Annotated in this window: 11 protein-coding genes and 1 pseudogene; 2 read left to right on the top strand and 10 right to left on the bottom strand. The window is 49.3% G+C overall.

The genetic code is table 11. The features are described 5' to 3' along the window. Positions 1–8: 8 nt before the first annotated feature. The 9 genes from BFC21_RS27395 to BFC21_RS26875 all read right to left on the bottom strand — a co-directional run bounded on the left by BFC21_RS27395 (position 9) and on the right by BFC21_RS26875 (position 9,761). Positions 9–1,052 (bottom strand): hypothetical protein, encoded by a 1,044-nt coding sequence (locus BFC21_RS27395; RefSeq protein WP_162939419.1) that lies wholly within the window; start codon positions 1,050–1,052, stop codon positions 9–11. Between the two features lie 752 nt (positions 1,053–1,804). Next, positions 1,805–1,975, bottom strand: a complete 171-nt coding sequence (locus tag BFC21_RS27390; RefSeq protein ID WP_153381688.1) for a hypothetical protein — start codon at positions 1,973–1,975, stop codon at positions 1,805–1,807. A 151-nt stretch (positions 1,976–2,126) separates the two neighbouring features. Next, entirely contained in the window at positions 2,127–2,483 is a 357-nt protein-coding gene (locus BFC21_RS26905; protein ID WP_095026050.1) for a hypothetical protein, read from the bottom strand. A gap of 172 nt (positions 2,484–2,655) precedes the next feature. Beyond that, the gene (topA, locus tag BFC21_RS26900; protein ID WP_120266822.1) at positions 2,656–4,695 is read right to left on the bottom strand and encodes a type I DNA topoisomerase; all 2,040 of its coding nucleotides are present in this window, start codon (positions 4,693–4,695) and stop codon (positions 2,656–2,658) included. A gap of 97 nt (positions 4,696–4,792) precedes the next feature. After that, complete coding sequence (locus BFC21_RS26895) at positions 4,793–5,377, bottom strand: AcaB family transcriptional regulator (RefSeq protein WP_120266821.1); 585 nt, start codon at positions 5,375–5,377, stop codon at positions 4,793–4,795. Then, entirely contained in the window at positions 5,370–5,819 is a 450-nt protein-coding gene (locus BFC21_RS26890) for a hypothetical protein (RefSeq protein WP_120266820.1), read from the bottom strand. Before BFC21_RS26890 ends, BFC21_RS26895 begins: the two co-directional genes overlap by 8 nt. After that, the gene (locus BFC21_RS26885) at positions 5,819–6,781 is read right to left on the bottom strand and encodes a KorB domain-containing protein (RefSeq protein ID WP_120266819.1); all 963 of its coding nucleotides are present in this window, start codon (positions 6,779–6,781) and stop codon (positions 5,819–5,821) included. The genes BFC21_RS26890 and BFC21_RS26885 overlap by 1 nt, the downstream gene beginning before the upstream one ends. Further along, on the bottom strand, positions 6,781–7,608 hold the full coding sequence (locus BFC21_RS26880) for a ParA family protein (protein ID WP_094991485.1): 828 nt from the start codon (positions 7,606–7,608) through the stop codon (positions 6,781–6,783). The genes BFC21_RS26885 and BFC21_RS26880 overlap by 1 nt, the downstream gene beginning before the upstream one ends. A gap of 2 nt (positions 7,609–7,610) precedes the next feature. Beyond that, positions 7,611–9,761 carry a TraM recognition domain-containing protein gene (locus BFC21_RS26875; protein ID WP_120266818.1) on the bottom strand — a complete coding sequence of 717 codons (2,151 nt, stop codon included), beginning with the start codon at positions 9,759–9,761 and terminating at the stop codon, positions 7,611–7,613. 1,457 nt (positions 9,762–11,218) lie between these two features. On the opposite strand from BFC21_RS26875, the gene BFC21_RS26870 reads away from it, so the two are divergent. Both BFC21_RS26870 and BFC21_RS26865 read left to right on the top strand, forming a co-directional pair. After that, positions 11,219–11,986 carry a hypothetical protein gene (locus tag BFC21_RS26870; RefSeq protein ID WP_094991407.1) on the top strand — a complete coding sequence of 256 codons (768 nt, stop codon included), beginning with the start codon at positions 11,219–11,221 and terminating at the stop codon, positions 11,984–11,986. Beyond that, on the top strand, positions 11,983–13,011 hold the full coding sequence (locus BFC21_RS26865) for a CpaF family protein (RefSeq protein ID WP_120266817.1): 1,029 nt from the start codon (positions 11,983–11,985) through the stop codon (positions 13,009–13,011). The genes BFC21_RS26870 and BFC21_RS26865 overlap by 4 nt, the downstream gene beginning before the upstream one ends. Before the next feature lie 658 nt (positions 13,012–13,669). On the opposite strand, the pseudogene BFC21_RS26860 reads toward BFC21_RS26865, so the two are convergent. Continuing rightward, positions 13,670–14,302: pseudogene (locus BFC21_RS26860) on the bottom strand (restriction endonuclease); the annotation flags it as partial. Positions 14,303–14,437: the final 135 nt, after the last annotated feature.

Below are 14,437 nucleotides of genomic sequence, written 5' to 3'. Positions count from 1 at the left end.
GATTTTTCTTAGCGATTATGCTCCATCCACTCATCCTCAGAACATCGATCACAAAGTCTTCCCCCTTCATTTACAACATGCTGTTCAATCGGTTTCTCACAGCCTGAACATTTTGGCCACACAGTTTCATGCCCGCACCAATGACAAGTAGAGTCGGTTATTAGATACATTTGAACCTGACAAGAACTGCACTCTTGCACAATAGATGGTTCTATTTGTTCGAAAGGATCTTCATGCAAGTTTGAAAAGCTGTCTTCTAGAAACTCCATAGCTGATTCTGTCTGACTACAAGCAACACATTGTAAACGAAAGTCTGTTGTATCTATTGGAACTTCATTTTGTACATCTTCTTGCATTGGGCCAAGCAGTGAGGAATAACATGCTCGGCAACAACACTGACGCAAAAAACTCATTGCGGATTCAGGGTAGTCAATTGCAGTCCATTCGCTTTTTATTTGGCTCTCGCACTCCTTGAAGAAGTCATGCGTAGCAAGCATCGTTGTCCAGGCGTCCCCTAGCAACGCTGCTGGAGCTTCCCCTAGTTCTTCTGTGATGAACCGGCTTAGCATTGGGAAAAGTGCAGATATAGAGGCTTGGATGCTGCTGATAGGGTCTGTAGGGTGAAGGTGTTCCAAAGCATTCCGACAGTCGCGTAATGGCAGAATTGCGTTCCAGTCGTGACTAACACCTAGGCTATCAAGCCTTGCCCTAATCATACTTGTGTTTATGGTTTCTTGACCATGCGTGGTTGGGTACCAAGTTATTCCGCCGGTACTCGTAATACTAGGAAGTATTGAAACAGGTTTATAGATTAATGCTTTTGCCTGTTCTGGAGTTTTAGCCAGTGAGGCTATTTTGTATTTGAATAGCAGCAAAACTCCTGCATATATGTTTCTAGCAGCGGAAATTGCTCTGTTAGTTTTTCCTGGTACATCGCGACTAATCAAAAAGTCCTCTACCCCTAGCTGGATGGAGCTAACTGCATTGTTCCGTATTTCATCAATTATGAACTTTGCAGCTTTTGTGGGGGTGCGATTTCTATTTGTGGACATTGCCGCTTCCTTGTTTGGCGCATACTTTTGGACGACGTTCGCGTCCGGCCTATGTATTACGTAAACGAAGCGCGGTCAAGTTGAATGGCGGGGGCCCCGCCCCCTTGGGGGTGGGTTCCGCGTCCGTAGGACCGCCGCAGGCGTATTCTGCTTGACGGTGCGCAGTGGCCCCAAGCCTCCGCTCGGGTGTGTGGGGTAGCTTCACCGCCCCGCGCACCTGAGCCCTCGGCGGCAAGAGCGGGTTTACAAGGGCAGAGCCCTTGGTGTGCTCTGATCTACGGTCCAAGAGGCTCCCACTGGCTGCCAGCGGGGCAAAAAAAACGAGGGGCATATGCCCCTCGCGTTCACTCAAGTCTGAGTGCTGTATCTCGTTAACGGCTCATGTTTCCCCAAGCCGCGACCCACCTGTCAGGCAGATAGATCCCAAAGCTTTGTAAGATAGCCTTATATTCATCCAGGCTACTCAACTTAGTCGGTTCATTCAGGCTTGAGTACAGGCATTCACCATCTTCGGTAGTAATGCTCATGAAATACTCATGTGTTTGTGTCTGCCAGTTCATAACTACAGCATGGCTAATATCATTAACGTAAACGGCATGTATATGCATGACCGATATCCTCAATAATTAGTAGTGGGCTATAACGCAGCAATATGCCCTAACGCTGCTTTTAGATATTAATAAGATAGAAAAAATAAAGGAACCATAAGGTTCCTTTCGTTATTCGGACAATTAATGTCTATCGGTCGTGATTCAGAACGGTATCCGGTCAGAATCTATCTGCAATGAATCAAAGTTTAAATCCAATCGTTCGCAAATTTCGCGACGATAGTTTTCTTCATCCATTACAGACCATGCTTCGTTATATTCATTTGCCTGATGGTGAGTGCCAGCAGAATCAAATTGAACTACTTGAATTTCCATAGTTGGAACTCCGATATCGGTTAGTGGTGAGCATTTCATTCAGCCGTGTGCTCTAACGCTGAAGCCTGAATCATAGCCTAATGTTATTCTTTAGGCAAAAAAAAACGAGATAGCAAAAGCTATCTCGTCGTGTCAGCATTAAATCAGTAGATTAGAAATCTAACAGATCCAATGTAGACATTCGTTGATGCGACTCAACAATTTTAACTGCATCTACAAAACGCAGTTCAGTTGGTGCATAAAATCGAAAAACTTTAGAGTCGTTATCAATGGTGCGAACGACATAAAGATAATGTTTATCGTAGAAAGCCTGAATTGCTTCAGTTTTCAAAAGGTTCGCTTTAACGTACTTTGAGTGAACATGAATATTACCAAAAGCGTGAGCTTTTAGATAATCCATGAAGGCTGATGCGAAAGGAGATTTACATTCAGCAAAATCACCCAAAACATCCGGCGCAAATTCAAAGATCGGATTGAAAGATTGGAAATCGAGTTCAATACCAGACATGGTATATATCCTTGTAAAGTTTAGTAGGAGAGCGTTTCAGTCAACCGTGCGCTCTTAAAGTTGACGAGTTAATACTAACGTATAATTTCTCATATGCCAATCGCGTGCACAAAATCAGGACAAAAAAAAGCCCCCTAGTTAAGGAGGCATGTAGCGTTAGTTTTCGCTGTTACTAAGGGACCGCTTCAGCTTTGGCTTTTGGCACCCGAGGGGCAGTTAGATCAGGTTCGCCATTTTTATCGGGAAAGCTCAGCTGACAACCATCTTTATGACCCGAGCAACCGAAAAATGACCACCCGCCCTCCCCTTCTTTTACCCGGTGAATCAGCGGCTTACCGCACCCTGTACAGGCGAATTCGGTAAGTATCGGACCGGAGGTTTTGCCCGGTTTTCCGTCTGCATCCTCTGCCATGTAATCGCAGCCGCTGTCATCTTGGGTGTAGCCGCTGCATCCCCACCAGGACGAAGACTTTTTGTTCTTCGCAGGGTTTAGGGTCAAGCCACGGGAGCATTTTGGGCAAGGATACGCAACGGGAACCTTTGCTTTGAATGCTTCCAGCTCGCCAAGCAAGCGCTTATGTACTGCGCCCAGGAGGTTTTTGTAATTTGCTTTGCCGGTCGCAAGACCCTCAAGCTGTTCTTCCAGAATTTTAGTGAAGTCGTAGTTTAGGAATTGAAAGTTATCGCGAAGAACATTCATTAATCGAATGCCGCGAAAAGCCATTTTTAGCTGTTTCTTTTTCCCAAAGCGCTCCACATAGTTTCTATTGTCGATAATAGTTTCAATGACAGCGCCGTAAGTAGCTGGGCGACCAATGCCCAAGCGTTCCATTTCTTTAATCAAACTGGCTTCGGTATAGCGTGGGCGTGCTTTTGTTTTTGTTTCAATTAACTTACCGTTGTCGGCATCTAAATAATCGTCAACTGTCAGTTTTGGTACTGGGTTATCCGAGTCTTGATCTTCAAGATTTGCTTCGTCTTCTTGATCCTCGGAGCTGTCAAACGGGGTTAACTCTTTCCAGCCTTTGTAGATAAGTTTTTTGCCGCGACCCTCAAAAACGATAGTGCTGTCACCTACTGGACTCACTGCTTCAAGCCTGGCAACTCTCACCGCAAAGCGTGCGTCCTGGAGCTGGCAACCAACAGTTCTCATCCAGATCAGGTTATACAGCTTACGTTCGTTCTCGTTCTGTCCAGCTGTAGTTGCAGATATGTGCGACGGCCTAACGGCTTCATGCGCGTTCTGGGAGTCATCCCTTTGTTTCCAGGTGCGGGCCTGTTCAACAATAGGTAAGGAATTTTCTTTGCCGTAGGCAAAGATTTCATTGAGCGCATCGTCTGAAAGCGCGGTGCTATCTGTTCGCATGTACGTGATTGCGCCCTGCTCATAGAGCTTTTGGGCGATTTCCATCGTTTGCTTAGGGCCAAAACCAAGCGCGTTGCTACCTGCGGCTTGAAGGGTAGTGGTTGTGAAAGGTGCAGGCGGTGAACTGGTGGACTCACTATCGTCGCAACTCAAGACCTTAACGCTTCTGACTGCGGCTACCAGTTCTGCAAAGTCTTTATCGGTCCAATGCTTTTGCCCGTCGAGAAGTGGTTTTGCATCCCATGATGCTTTCCAACTGCCAAAGGTCAGCTCAGCGCCGTAGTGATTGAGGCTAGAGTGGCCTGCAATCTCCTTTTCCCTATCGTCTACAAGCCTCACTGCTACGCTCTGTACACGTCCTGTAGAAGCGTTCTTATCGCCCATCGCCTCTGCGATAACTGGGCTAACCATGTAGCCGATAAGTCTATCTGTAATGCGTCGTGCTTCTTGGGCTGCGACTTGCTTTAAATCAATGGTCCGAGGATTAGCCAGAGCTTTTTTCAAAGCTGTAGGTGTAATCTCATTGTATGTAATACGGCGTTCGTCTTTAATTCCAAGGACTTGTTTCAGGTGCCATGCAATAGCCTCCCCTTCCCTATCCATGTCGGTAGCGAGAATTACACCGTCTTCGCATTCTTGTTGTAAGCGTTTCAGCCGCGCTACAACTTCACGGCCTTTCTCTGTATATACATATTCAGGTTTGAAGTCGGGTGCATGCACGCCCATTCCAGCTTCAGGCAAGTCTCTAATATGGCCCACGCTTGCAGCTACCCGATAACCGCTACCAAGATACTCTTCGATTATCTTGCCTTTGGACGGTGACTCAACAATTATCAATGTGGTCATTGCGTTCGCCTTTATTTGGGCAAGCCAATACCATAATTGGCAATTAATGCCGGTATAGCCTGCAAATAAAACAGTGGCTCCGTGGAGCCACCGATAGTTACTTAGAAGTCAGCGACTTACGCTGTTCGTGATACAACTTGATGGTCTGGTTCATGTCGTGCATGAGTTTGCGCAGAGGTTTGATGTAACGATCTTCGCGTTTCTTCCAATCTTTTTTGCTAATCGCTCCTTTGAAGTGAAGTTCTTTCAAACTCGCAACAATCAAATCTGCAATGACGAAAAGACGAACGAATGCGTTAACAAGAGGTGTACCCTTCCCTTCCTTGATGGTCAGTGGGTATTCAGTTTGCGCAGGTGTAACAATATCCATCGCCTTAATAAGCGGATCAGTGAGTTCTTCAGTAAGCGCCGAGAGACTTTGTTTCATGTCATCTTCGACAGCTTTGAGGTTGTCACTTAATACCGGCCTTACTTTTTCTGCCAATGCCTGGGCAATGGCATATTCAGGCTTAGAATTACTTGCAAATGCTTCTATGGAAAACAGGCTATCGGCAATGCGCACACCGCAGATTCTTTTACTTTCTTCATGGCCTGGGAAGTAGTTGGTATCCCAAAGAATGATTAAGTACAGGTCGTGCACTTTTATTCTTACGTCAAACCGTGGCTCATCCTTGTCACTCATAACTAACTACCTGTATTAGATTCTGTAGCTGCATGACCTGGGCAGCAGCTAATAGCCGAATCTGTTCTTTTAGAAAAGCCAACTCATACCGATACCCAAGTCCCGGTTCGGCATAATCTGAATTGTTGAATTCAAGCCCCACTACATAACCCGCGTCTCGGTTCGCCTTAACCAGTTCTTTTGCCAAACGCACCCTATCGGTCGAATCAGTGGCTAAGCACCAACTAACTATCGCGGTCAGCTTTTCGGCTGGCCCCGGCAGGTTATCTAAACCCGCCGCGACGGCGCATTGCCATTCGTTAAATAGCTCAAGTCCTATACGGGGGTCTTCAGTGGGGCTTCCAGGGCAAAGTGTGGGGCACCACGTTATTTTGAACATGGTGCGTCCCAGCACATCTACCGACTCGTAGTCATTTAGGTTTGCCAGACGCACCAAGGCCATTATTCAGCGCCTTCTGAGAGGTCTGATGCCATGCCTTTAATTGCTTCAACAAGAGCCGCTTGAAGTGACTTAGGGTCCAAGTCCGCTGGTACATCGAGCAATGCAGCGAGAGCTTTAGCGGCATTTAGGCCAATGGTCAGGGATATAGAACTTTCCGAATCGGAAAGTTTTAGATCCCCTGCCCCGGCTTCTTTGCCGTCACCAGCACCGTTTTCATCCGCATCGCCGGGAGTTTTATCTTCACTTTTAGGTTGTTCTTTTGGCTGCTTAGGCTCTTTAGGAATAAGGGCTTTAATCGCTTGCTGAATGGATTCGCCTTTGGCAATTCTTTTTTCAAGTTTGGTCAACTGGTCATCGTCGAGTTTTTTCAGCTCGTAGACCAAGTTAACGTCCTGGAACGTGCCTGAACGCACCAACTCTTTAGCTCGATCACCGAGCTTATGGATTGCCTTGTACTTGCTCAGAGCTGTTTGGTTTGGCAGGCCGTGAACAGCAATAATTTCTTCAGTGGTGAGCCCGAATTCTTTTTCGTCTCGCTGAATAGACATGGCGGTTTGAAACAGTGTCAGCCCTTTACGTGCGCCATTGGATGCGGTGTGGTCTAGGCGTTGCTCTTTCTTGCTGCCAGTACGAACAATGCAAGGCAGCATCTGGAGTTCTTCAGGCAGTGACTCAACTGACCGCCACCGGCATTCACCGTCGATAATTGGGAAATTACCGTTTTCATCTGGCGAGCCTACAAACAATGGATAACGAATACCGAAATATCGACCGTCTTCAATTTTGATTTGAGCGGATTTGCGAATGGATTGAATGTTCGCAATGGTCTCAGGATTATCCCAGTCGTCACGGTCCTGACCTTCCGTTGGTATGATTTTCGAGCGGTGAATAAGTGTAATTGCTTCGCCGGTGATTGGATCATTCTCGCCGCTACGCAGAAGTTCGCTGATACTGTTCGTCATTAGATTTTCTCCATCAATTTCTTGCAAAAGTTTTCAAATTCAAAGGATGCGTCTTGTGCAGATCCATCTTTGCCGCTGATCCACTTGCCGCTACTAATCGAAGCTTTAATAGGGTCGCGTAGGCCAATTACGCCTAGTAGGGCAACGTCCCCGTAAGCGGTTACTAAGCTCTCATAGATCGCTCTGTCACCTAGTGAGTGCGGAACCTTTTTACCTAGGACGCTAACAAGCGTTTTCACGCGATTGATAACGAAGCCACCCCATTGGAGGTTTTTGTTCAGGCCGCGTTTTACAGGCTTTAGAACCTTTGTTAGCTCTTTCAGTGACCCGATGGCGTTGTGGTCCAGGTCAATAGGGGAGTAGATCAAGTCTGCACAAATCAACGTGGCCAACAGTGTGTTGCCATTACCCGCAGGCGTATCAATCAGGATGTAGTCATAGCTTTCGATGTTCGGCACCCTCATATGAAGGTTGTCTTTAAGTGCCGTAACAATCGTCAAATCGTTTGAGCGGTTAATTTCGCTAACGCTGGAGTCGCCCTGGATCAAATGAATATTGTCCGAGATAACGCTTACAGTAATCGGCGCAGCTTGTTCGTCTTCAGGATCTTTAAACAAGTGAGTAACGTTGCTCAAATGTTCGTACCTTACTTCGGCACCTTGCAGGTTGTTGGTCAAACTAGCGATGTTGTCCAGATCAATAAATAAAACCTTTTTGCCCTGGAGACTCAGATACAGGCCCAAGCCAGTGATGGTCGTTGATTTGCCAACACCCCCTTTAGGGGTGCTTACACCAATCACTTTTGGAAACGGCGCTTCGTTGGTCATTGTTAGATTCCTTCGATATCGTCCAGGGAGGACAGATCCACCGGAGCGGCGGGTTTTGGTTTAGGCGGTCGTGGGCTTGTGATGGCAATTCCTGCCGCCTCAATTGCTGCTTTTTGGTCAGCGGTCAGCTTAGCTTTTCCAGCTGGTTTTTGTGGCATTGGTTCTGGTGTAAAACGTTCGTCATCATTTGCGTTTGTTTGAGCAAACGGGTCTTCAGAAGGCCCGGTAATTTCGTTTGTGTCAATGCTGGCAAACGGATCATTTTCAGCGTTTTCAAGCGCAGCAAATGGGTCTTCCTCATTAACCTTTTCAAGGCTTGCAAATGGATCTTCATTAGTCGCGGAAGGGGATGTAAATGGGTCTTCCTCAGCGACTTCGCTAGTCGCCTTGAGGGCGGTTACGGCGTCAGCTGCGATGAGCGCTTGCGGGGCAGGGGGCTTCGCAGGGTTGCGAGGTGGAAGCCCCTTAAACTCTTTAACGCTGATCCAGCACGTATAGATAATTACGGCTAGGTGATTCGGGCGAATAAGCGCGCTTACCCTTGCTGGGAGTGCGAGAAGTTGATTGGTGGTAACGGTCGTTTCTTCTACCTGCCCTACTGAGCGTTCATCCCCCCATAATTCAGCGCCGCCTTTATTGATTTCCACCTTCTCCATTTTCGTGACGGTTTTCTGCGCTTTGCCGGTCAGGCTTGCTAACCACTCTGCGGTTTCAAAATCGTTTGCGCGGTAGGTCAAAGTAATTTGGGTATTGATATCAATCCCCCCCTTAATTGACTGCGCATTGAGTGTTTTGTCCGGCAGGTTCAAAAGGTCGGTTAGTGCTTGATAGGTCAAAGCCATGAACACATTTTTGGAAAGTACAGTAGCCAGAGCGTCTGCCAATGTCTGCGAAACGATAAATCTGATTTCGTCCAGGACAAGATATGTTGGGTGAGCCAGTGGTTTTTTAAGAGCGATTTGCACTAGCTCATCCAGCAGGGCAATACATGCTTTTCTAACGATAGTGTCATTGATATTTGAGCGGACATAAACAACTGCCCCCGAGCGTAAAGCTTCTTCAACCTTGAAGCTTTCTTCTACAGTTGCGCGCAGGGTATCGAGCTGCATGAACTCACTTACGTTCGACTCAATGCTACCGTTTTTTTCTCTAACCCAACTTTTCATTACATCGTTTATTTCAGGGTGATTACCCTTCAATAACTTCGCAAGCTGGCCCAGTGTGCCGTCCCAAAGAGGCATGAGATAGTCCAGCACTTTTCGTTCTTCGCGTTTGAAGAAGTCCGCGTTTGTGCCGTTGTCGGCCATGGCGAAAGTCTTTACAACGCGCTCCCTTCGTTCTCTACGGCTACCGCCGATAAAGGGACCATATGAACCTGGACCAACACCGTTTAAATCTAGAACAAGCGGGGCAGGGCGGCCATGACGTTCACAGCTTTCGCGCATAATGTCGTAGATAAAGTCATCGGGTTTTTGATCTACAAACCATGCTCCCCAGCCTTTCATGATTGCTTGATCGAGCAGTACGCCAAGCATGATGCCCTTACCCGTTTGCGAAGGGCCAATTACCTTGGAGTGGTTTTTTCTAAACAGTTCGTCGGCCATATAGATGCCAGCGCCGGTATCGTCCAAACCTAAAAACATCTGCCCTTCAACATAAAAATCTTGTGGGTTGAAGTCTTTTGCTTTGAGTTTGTCCATGTCTACGCGGATATCACTAAGCGCATCGCCGCTAGCTTGAACCCGAAATTTTCGCTTCCAGCTATTAATTTTTGGGCGTACCCAGCGCAGCATGATCATGCGTAAAAACATTGGTGCTGATAGCACTACTAGAAAGCACCACCAAAGGTCTGCAATGGATTTTCTAAATTCGCCATACCACAGGCTCATGAACTGGGTGGCTCTGTCACCATCGTAGCCGTAGACGGAATACGCATAGATGTACATGCCTACAACCAGTAAAGGTCCGCAGGCGAAGATTAGAATCATTGCGCAGCGGCGCACATATAGAAAAGCAAGATCCATTACTGTTGCGTCATCTGATTCTTTTACTGCGCCCGTGACCGCAAGCAAAAGAAGTACGCCGATTAAAAAACAAAATACGGTTGTTAAGCCTGGGTCCGTATTGAGCAAAATAAAGCGTAAAATTTCCATTTACTATCCTCTAACGACATCCATAAACCCGAGCATTATTGCTTGCCTTTCTGACTTTCCGATTCGGAAAGTTTTGTATTCCGGCGCTGACTTTCCGAATAGGAAAGTTTTAACCCACTTTCCGATTCGGAAAGTTACCACGCTTCCGGCCTGACTTTCCGAATCGGAAAGTTTTCGGCCTCCTTCTTTCCTGTCTTCCTAAATCGAAAGACTCTAGAGACTTTCCGAATCGGAAAGTTCCTCTATAGCGGATTTATGGCTCTTCCCCTTAAATCCTTCAATATCGTTATGCGCATATCAATGTGCATTATCCTATTGCCTTTCTATTGCTTTAGCAATAGGCTGAACAATAGAAAGACCAATAGAACGGGGCATAGAAAAAACATGTTTTTTCTACAAATCACAAGCGCTAAAAGCCGCCATCCGATGGATGACGTGGGCGTCCTAAAGGACACCCATAGACCGTCGGGGGAGCGCCCCGTCAGTCTTTTAGGGTTCCAACTCGCTGCGCGAGCTTCCACCCTCTTTCGCATCCTGCGCCCTGAACGGGCTTGTCTACGAAATTCACCCGCGCGGGCGTCCGATGAAACCGGACCAACCTGCATTCTGCAATTGCGCGACGTCTCGTTGCGGTCCTTCGTCCCTTTCTCGACTGCTACATCGCGAATCCAGGTTGGTCCGGTTTCACCGGACGCCCGCGCCGCTTTCGCTAACGGATGCTGCGCACCCTGCCTCCGCCCTGAACGGGCTGCGTCAGGGCAGACCGGGAAAATTGGCCTGGGGGCCATTTCCCCTCACCCCCCTCGTGGGCTCGGGGGGCGTCTGTCCTTCTCGCTGTTTAACGCACGACTCTTCGCTTCGCTCATCGCTGCGCTATTGAAAAGCAGCCAACCCCGTGCCGGGCCTGGCGCCTCCCTTCGGTCAGCAGAAGCAGGCGAGCGCTCCCGCGCTGCCCACAGCAAGCAACGACTTTTGGTCGTTTGCCTCACGCCTTGCCTCCCTTCGGTCAGCAGAAGCAGGCGAGCGCTTCCGCGCTGCCCACAGCAAGCAACGACTTTTGGTCGTTTGCCTAAAGCGGCCAGCGGCTTTAGGCCGTTGGCGGCGTTTGCAACGCCTAGCCCCTTACGCGGGGCTAAAGGCTTCGCGGCGTCAATTCGCCTCTTTCCTAAACGTATGCATTGGCCTCGCCCGACCTTCGGTGGGCTGGCCTTGCATACGTTTAGGAAAGGGCTCGTTCTGCGCTCAAAAGCCGATGCAGTCTCATGCTTTCGCGTTGCCCTACCTTCGGTGGGCTCGCTGGCATGATCCTGCAACGGCTTGGTTCGCTCCGCTGAATAGATCAGCCTTCGCCCATCCTTCGGAGGGCGAGGCTGATCTATTCAGGGGCGAACAAAAAACACAAAGTGTCCATGCTTAGCAGCCGGAGACTTGTGCAATGTTATCGGTGGAGAAAGATTTTGGACGAAGGGAAAACTACTAACGCTGTGAGCGGCTGGGACCGCTCGGCAGCTATAAGCCGGAGCCGTGAAAAGCTTGAGTCGGTAGTCAGGTGGCTTGCATGGTTTGACTACTCCGACAGGTCAACTATTGCCGCAATGCTCGGCGTCGATGCGGATGGCCAGCGCGCCTTTTTCAAGCGGTTGGAAGACTCCGGTTTTCTGTTGGTAGATCGCGCACCTGGGATCGACAGGAAAATCTACAGCCTCGGGGAAGCGGGGTTTGACTACGCGCTCATGCTTGCGCCTGAACTTAATTTAAAGCGGCGGCGCAGGCTGCCTTCTTGGGTGTCGATGATTCACAGCTTTTCGGTCCAAGCGGCAATTATTAAGCGCATGCCGGATATCCAAATACTACGGCCAGAGAAGACCTTAAAGCACCTTCGCACCGTGCGATTACCAGACGCAATCCTGACGATGAAAGACGGAACATCGGTCGCCCTGGAGGTTGAGCTGAACCATAAATCGAGCCCCCGGGTTTACAACATTTTCCTCTCGCATTTGAAAAATATTCGCGGCGGGCATTACGACAAAGTTCTGTATCTCTTTCCGAATGAGGGCTTATGCAACCTGTATCTGGAGAAGTACAACCAGCCAATGTGGCCGATTTATCGGCCACTCGCTGGCACAACTCGGCTAGTTCAGGACAAAGATCGGAGCTTTACAGCTAGCCCCGTGCATGAAAGCAATCTGATGCAGTTTCAAGTCGAGGTCATGTATACGCTATGAGCTATGAAGATACCGTTTTCGGGTCAGTACCCGTCAAAGAGGCAGGAAGCTGGGAATTGCTTGAGCACTTCCTTAAACCGGTTCTACCTCATTTCAACAATCCATTGGTCACTGAGATTTGTGTTAACCGTTATGACGAAATGTACGTTGAAATTAACAACGTGCTTGAGCGAGTCGATAGCGGGTTTGCCTCAGAGCAGAAGCTTGTTGAATTCATTCGTCAGCTAGGGATTGTTCTCAAACAGCCGGTCGGTCCCGACAATCCAGAGCTTGATGCGCGGTTTCCTAACGGTGCACGCATTAGCTGTACGTTGTCTTTAATGACCCCCGCGGGGGCAACATTTAGCCTTCGTTGCAAACCAACAAAAGCGTTCACGATGGCCGAACTGGTCGAGTTAGGGGCGCTCACAAGCGAAATGGCCGACTACATTGCTGGGCGTGTTCGTGGTGCTGCGACAATGCTTGTCACAGGCAATACAGGCAGCGGAAAAACCGCAATGCTTCGGGCTTGTGGCGGGTTCATAGATAAGCGTGAACGGCTGTGTACAGCAGAAGATACCCTTGAGCTTGGGATGCGTGAAATGCTGCCCAATGTTGTCGCTTTTGAGGCTCCTTACAGGGAGCCTAAACCCGGCGTGAGGGTTATCAATTTGGCGTCTTGTATTCGCAAATTTCTTCGTTATCGGCCAGACCGTGGCTGGGTTGGTGAAATTCGTGATGCTGCGGCTTGTGACGCATTTTTTCAGTTCATTTATACCGGGCATAGAGGCTCAGCTGCTTCGCTGCACACGAATGGTCCTGACGATACCGTGCCTCGATTGCAGTACCTCATGTCCTCGGCTGGACTTATCAGTTATGACCTTGCCGGCCGAATGATCCTTGGTGTTCTCGATTTGATGATTCATTGCTCGCGTGATCCGCGCTACGGTCGGAAAGTCACTGATATTGTCGAAGTCCGTAATGGTGAGCTGCACCCGATCTTTGTATATGACGTTGAAGCCGGGAAACATCGACGGGTTGATTAATGCCGCTGGCAGCCAGGGGGAGCCCCCTGGACGGCAGACCAAAGCAACACCAAGGGCTCTGCCCTTGTAAACCCGCTCTTGCCGCCGAGGGCTCAGGTGCGCGGGGCGGTGAAGCTACCCCACACACCCGAGCGGAGGCTTGGGGGCACTGCGCACCGTCAAGCAGAATACGCCTGCGGCGGTCCTACAGACGCGGAACCCACCCCCAAGGGGGCGGGGCCCCCGCCATTCAACTTGACCGCGCTTCGTTCAAGAGCCCTGATCCGGGAAGCTGGGGCGGGGGAGGGTGACTAGTCGCCCAAGTCGGGGCCAGCCCGCAAGCCAGCGGCGCGCCAGGCATTATGTTTGATAGCAAATCGAGTGCCAGCAATTGGCATTTAGGACAAAACTGATAGCAAATCAGCTTTACAAATAGGATCAAAGATCCTATAATGAGTGCGTAAACCGGGCGAATTGCTCGGTTCTAGCCGGAGAATTCCGATATGAACACAGTCAAAAAAAGCATTCGCAAGGAAGTAGTAAGGGGTTCGGTAGCGGAGGCACGTCAAACCAACACACTTTTGATCGCCGCCAAAAAGAGGGGGGATTCCTACATGGTTGAGTCTTTGCGAATTCGTCGGGATGACTGGATGGAGAACGCAAGAATGTTCGCCTAGCCTCATTCTTCATCGAAGTAGTCACTATCCAGTTTCGGCAACTTGAGCAGCCGCGACGTTACTCCGACTTCGTGATCCATCATCAGGTTAACAAGACGAGTGCCATCAACCAGCACCATACCCTCCACTGAACGGGCAAAGTCGATGCCTTGGGCAGTGAAGCCAGAGGAGGTAATAAATACACCGCGCTTGGCCTTTTGCCCGGCAAGTGCGCCGTAGAAGGCTTGCAACTCAGGGCGGCCAACCGTGCCTTGCCAGCGTTTGGCTTGGACGTAGACCTTTTCCAGTCCGAGCTTGTCGAGCGAGATAACCCCATCGATTCCGCCATCTCCGCTACCGCCCACGCGCTGCAGGTCATTGCGGCTAGCGCCGTAGCCAAGGCTGTGCAGTACATCCAGCACTATGACTTCGAAGCGATTAGGGCTGACTTGCAGAAGGTTGTCCAGTAGGTCGGCTGCAGTCGCTTCGCGTAACTCACGCAACGCCTGCTCCAGCCGATCATCTGGGCTGACAGTGGCTGAGCTTGCTGTCTGAGCAACCTGCTCTTGTCCGTCGAGCGGGATGGCGTCAGATGGCCCCTTGAGCTTTATATCCACAAAGCCGATAGCGAGCTGTTCTACCTTATTTGCAGTTATCAGGGAGCTCAGCACTGACGTTAGTTCCGATCAGTGATTCGACCGAAAACAATGTCTGATGGACTGCGCCTGCCCCGTACCGTCACTCCAGCCAGTACCGCAGCAAGACCCTGGCCAACTCGCGAAAGAATGCTC

The sequence above is a fragment of the Pseudomonas sp. TMW 2.1634 genome (assembly GCF_001703595.1).
GTDB lineage: Bacteria > Pseudomonadota > Gammaproteobacteria > Pseudomonadales > Pseudomonadaceae > Aquipseudomonas > Aquipseudomonas fragi.
This window is presented reverse-complemented; position numbering and strand designations above follow the sequence as displayed.

Bases quoted from the DNA above. Each gene is read 5' to 3' on its own strand.
- BFC21_RS27395 (WP_162939419.1), bottom strand. From the start codon at position 1,052: ATGTCCACAAATAGAAATCGCACCCCCACAAAAGCTGCAAAGTTCATA.
- BFC21_RS27390 (WP_153381688.1), bottom strand. From the start codon at position 1,975: ATGGAAATTCAAGTAGTTCAATTTGATTCTGCTGGCACTCACCATCAG.
- BFC21_RS26905 (WP_095026050.1), bottom strand. From the start codon at position 2,483: ATGTCTGGTATTGAACTCGATTTCCAATCTTTCAATCCGATCTTTGAA.
- topA (WP_120266822.1), bottom strand. From the start codon at position 4,695: ATGACCACATTGATAATTGTTGAGTCACCGTCCAAAGGCAAGATAATC.
- BFC21_RS26895 (WP_120266821.1), bottom strand. From the start codon at position 5,377: ATGAGTGACAAGGATGAGCCACGGTTTGACGTAAGAATAAAAGTGCAC.
- BFC21_RS26890 (WP_120266820.1), bottom strand. From the start codon at position 5,819: ATGGCCTTGGTGCGTCTGGCAAACCTAAATGACTACGAGTCGGTAGAT.
- BFC21_RS26885 (WP_120266819.1), bottom strand. From the start codon at position 6,781: ATGACGAACAGTATCAGCGAACTTCTGCGTAGCGGCGAGAATGATCCA.
- BFC21_RS26880 (WP_094991485.1), bottom strand. From the start codon at position 7,608: ATGACCAACGAAGCGCCGTTTCCAAAAGTGATTGGTGTAAGCACCCCT.
- BFC21_RS26875 (WP_120266818.1), bottom strand. From the start codon at position 9,761: ATGGAAATTTTACGCTTTATTTTGCTCAATACGGACCCAGGCTTAACA.
- BFC21_RS26865 (WP_120266817.1), top strand. From the start codon at position 11,983: ATGAGCTATGAAGATACCGTTTTCGGGTCAGTACCCGTCAAAGAGGCA.